This is a genomic window from Abditibacteriota bacterium (assembly GCA_017552965.1).
In the GTDB taxonomy this organism is placed as follows: Bacteria; Armatimonadota; UBA5829; order UBA5829; family UBA5829; genus RGIG7931.
Genome location: JAFZNQ010000082.1, coordinates 1 through 2,935, shown reverse-complemented (window position 1 = coordinate 2,935; position 2,935 = coordinate 1). Strand labels below are relative to the sequence as shown.

At 59.3% G+C, this 2,935-nt stretch carries 2 protein-coding genes; both read right to left on the bottom strand.

Annotated elements, in window-relative coordinates:
- A partial coding sequence (locus IK083_07425; protein MBR4749381.1) for an Ig-like domain-containing protein occupies positions 1 to 2,526 on the bottom strand: 2,526 nt, incomplete at its 3' end.
- A gap of 198 nt (positions 2,527 to 2,724) precedes the next feature.
- On the bottom strand, positions 2,725 to 2,935 hold a 211-nt coding region (locus IK083_07420), incomplete at its 5' end, for an Ig domain-containing protein (protein ID MBR4749380.1).

Below are 2,935 nucleotides of genomic sequence, written 5' to 3'. Positions count from 1 at the left end.
GTCGGGAGACACCGTGGCCCGGAGGGTGACGGTGGCGCCCGTGTTTATGGTGACGGAGGTCTTGTCCAGACTGAGCCCCGTGACCGGGACTGCCACCTTTACCTTGCACTTGGCCTTGAAGCCCCCGTCCCGGGTCTTGGCTCGGATGCGGGTCTCGCCCACGCCTACGGCGGTCACGTTGCCGTTTTGGTCCACGGTGGCCACGGAGGTGTCGTAGCTCATCCAGGTGACCTCCCGGTTGGTGGCGTCGGCGGGCGTCACGCTTGCCTTCAGGGAACAGGTCCCTCCGGGCTTGAGCCTGACGGAGCTTTTGTTCAGGGAGACTCCGGTGACGGAGATGACTACCCGTATCTTGCACTTGGCTTCAAAGCCCCCGTCCTTGGTCCTGACCCGCACCTTGGTGGTGCCGGGGCCTACCGCCGTGACTACGCCGGAGGAGGATACCGTGGCTATGGACTTGTCGTCCGTGCGCCAGGTGACCGTCTTGTCGGAGGCGTTTGACGGCTTTACGGTGGCTGTCAGGGCGGCGGACGCCCCCTTTTCCAGCTTGATAAAGTTCGTATCCAGCGCCACCCCCGTCACATTAACGATAAGATCGACCACCGTCACCTTGCAGGCGGCGGTATAGCCGCCGTCCTTGGTTTTCACGGTGATCACAGCGCTGCCGGCAGCTTTGGCCGTCACCACGCCGGCGGGGGATATAGTGGCCACTGAGGCGTCGGATGTGGACCAGATCAGCGTTTTGTCGGTGGCGTTTGAAGGGGTCACCGTGGCCTTAAGGGTGACGGTTTTCCCCGCGTAAAGATTCACGGAGGCGTAATTGAGAGAGACTCCCGTCACCTTTACGGGGTCGGTGACCGTCACGTTGCAGGTGGCGGTAAAGCCTCCGTCCTTGGTCTTCACGGTGATCACAGCGCTGCCGGCAGCATTGGCCGTCACCACGCCCGCCGGGGATATCGCGGCCACGGCGCTGTTGGAGGTGGACCAGATCAGCGTTTTGTTGGTGGCGTTTGAAGGTTTCACCGTGGCGGTGAGGGCCTTGGTCCCGCCGGTCAACAGGGAAACGGAAGAGGGGCTCAGGGAGACTCCCGTGGCGGCCACGGGGGCCAGGCAATAAAGTTTGATGCAGACTGCGTATTTGTTGCTCCACAGGGTGAGAGTATTTTTCCAATCGGACCCGTCTTTGGACACGTAGCTTCCGGACGAGCAGTAGGAGGCGTCATCGCACACGGGGATATAATACACGCCGTCTTCCGCGGCGGAATCGTATTTGAATCTGACGGACACGATGTCCGAGGCGGCGAAATCCACGTTGGCCCGGAACAGATAGTAGCCCGGCCAGTCGATGTATTTGGTGACGGTTTTCTTCAGCGTTCCGTTCACGTAAACGTAACAGGTGACGTTTCTGCCCCCAGCCAGCACGTAGGTGGCGGCGTCCACCATCTTCGCCGCAACGGTGGGTTTGAAATCGGCCCTGCCCCAGATAAATCCTTTTGCTCCGGCGGTACAGCCCTTCTGCTCCTTGTAAAAATATCTGTTGTAAATGGTGTAGTCTTCCGTCATGGTGAACGCGGCGTATTGTTCGGCGCTTTTGTCATAATAGGATATCCAGAAATAGCCGCCGTCCCCCCAGTCGGTCCCCCAGCTGTTCTTTGCCAGCCAGGCTCCGTTGCCGGGAGGAGTATATTTGAAATTGCTCTTGGAATAGTTGTCGTCCCAGCCTATGATGAGAACACTGTGGTTGACGCCCGTTTCGGCGCTGCAGTAATAGCTCGTTCCGTGGTCGGCGGTGGTCCGCAGATAGGTGGCGTCATTGGAATAAAAGGCGAATTCCACCGCTCCCTCGCTCATGATGAGCTCCTTTATGCGGTCCATGGCGGCGGTGTTCAGGCTGCTGCCGTCCCAGATCCCGGAATCGCCGTAATCCCTGTTGGCGGGGACGTACTCCGCTCCGGTCATATACCCTGCGACATGGAGGGTGTTGGTGGGAGCGGGAGGGACGCTGTCTTTGCTCAGGGAATAGTCTATGGGGTCGTCCTTTTCATATCTGGGGCCCTGCAGCTGGGCGAAATAGGCGGTGGCTTTCAGATAGTTGCCGCCGCTCTTCAGGGTGCTGCCGTAGAATCCGTTGCACCAGCGTACCAGATTGAAGGTGGAATACTCTATGCTGCCGTAGGGATGCCGGGTGAGATAGCTGCTTTCCATGCATCCCAATGCGGAGAAGGCCCAGCATATTTCGAAATGGGCCTGGTCCCGGACGGGCGACACTCTTCCCTCGTCCCTCATGTCCCAGGAGGCGGGCAGGGAGCCCTTTTTCAGAGGGTACTTCGGCAGAGTCCAGGAATTGAATTCGGGGGGTACGTATCCGGTGGATACCCAATTTCCCGCCGCGGTCTTAACGGGCAGGCTGCCGTATTCCAGCCATTCCAGGTATTCGGGATTCGTGGGAGAAAGGTCAAAGTCATCGGCCCACGATACGCCGCAGAAAAGCAGCAGCGATAATATTGCCAAGAAGGTTTTTTTCATAAACGCATTCCTTTTTTTGCGACTGCCGCCGCACCGGGCGGGATCAATGGTCTTATAATACAATTATATGCGTTTTTACGCTGTAAGTCAATTTTCTGGCGCGGAGTCTGCCGGGGCGCCGTCCGCTCGGGATGCCGTGCCCGCCGGACAAAAATCCCCGGAAGCCCGCTGGAGCTTCCGGGGAATAAAATCTCTTTGTTACTGGCTGTCCTTGACGGTCACCTTGCACTTGGCGGTGTAGCCGCCGTCTTTGGTCTTGGCCCGGATGTCCACCTTGCCCGGCTTGACGCCCTTCACCTTGCCCGCGCCGTCCACCGTGGCTATGGAGGGGTCGTAGCTGACCCAGGTGACTGTCTTGTCCGTGGCGTCGTCGGGAGACACCGTGGCCCGGAGGGTGACGGTGGCGCCC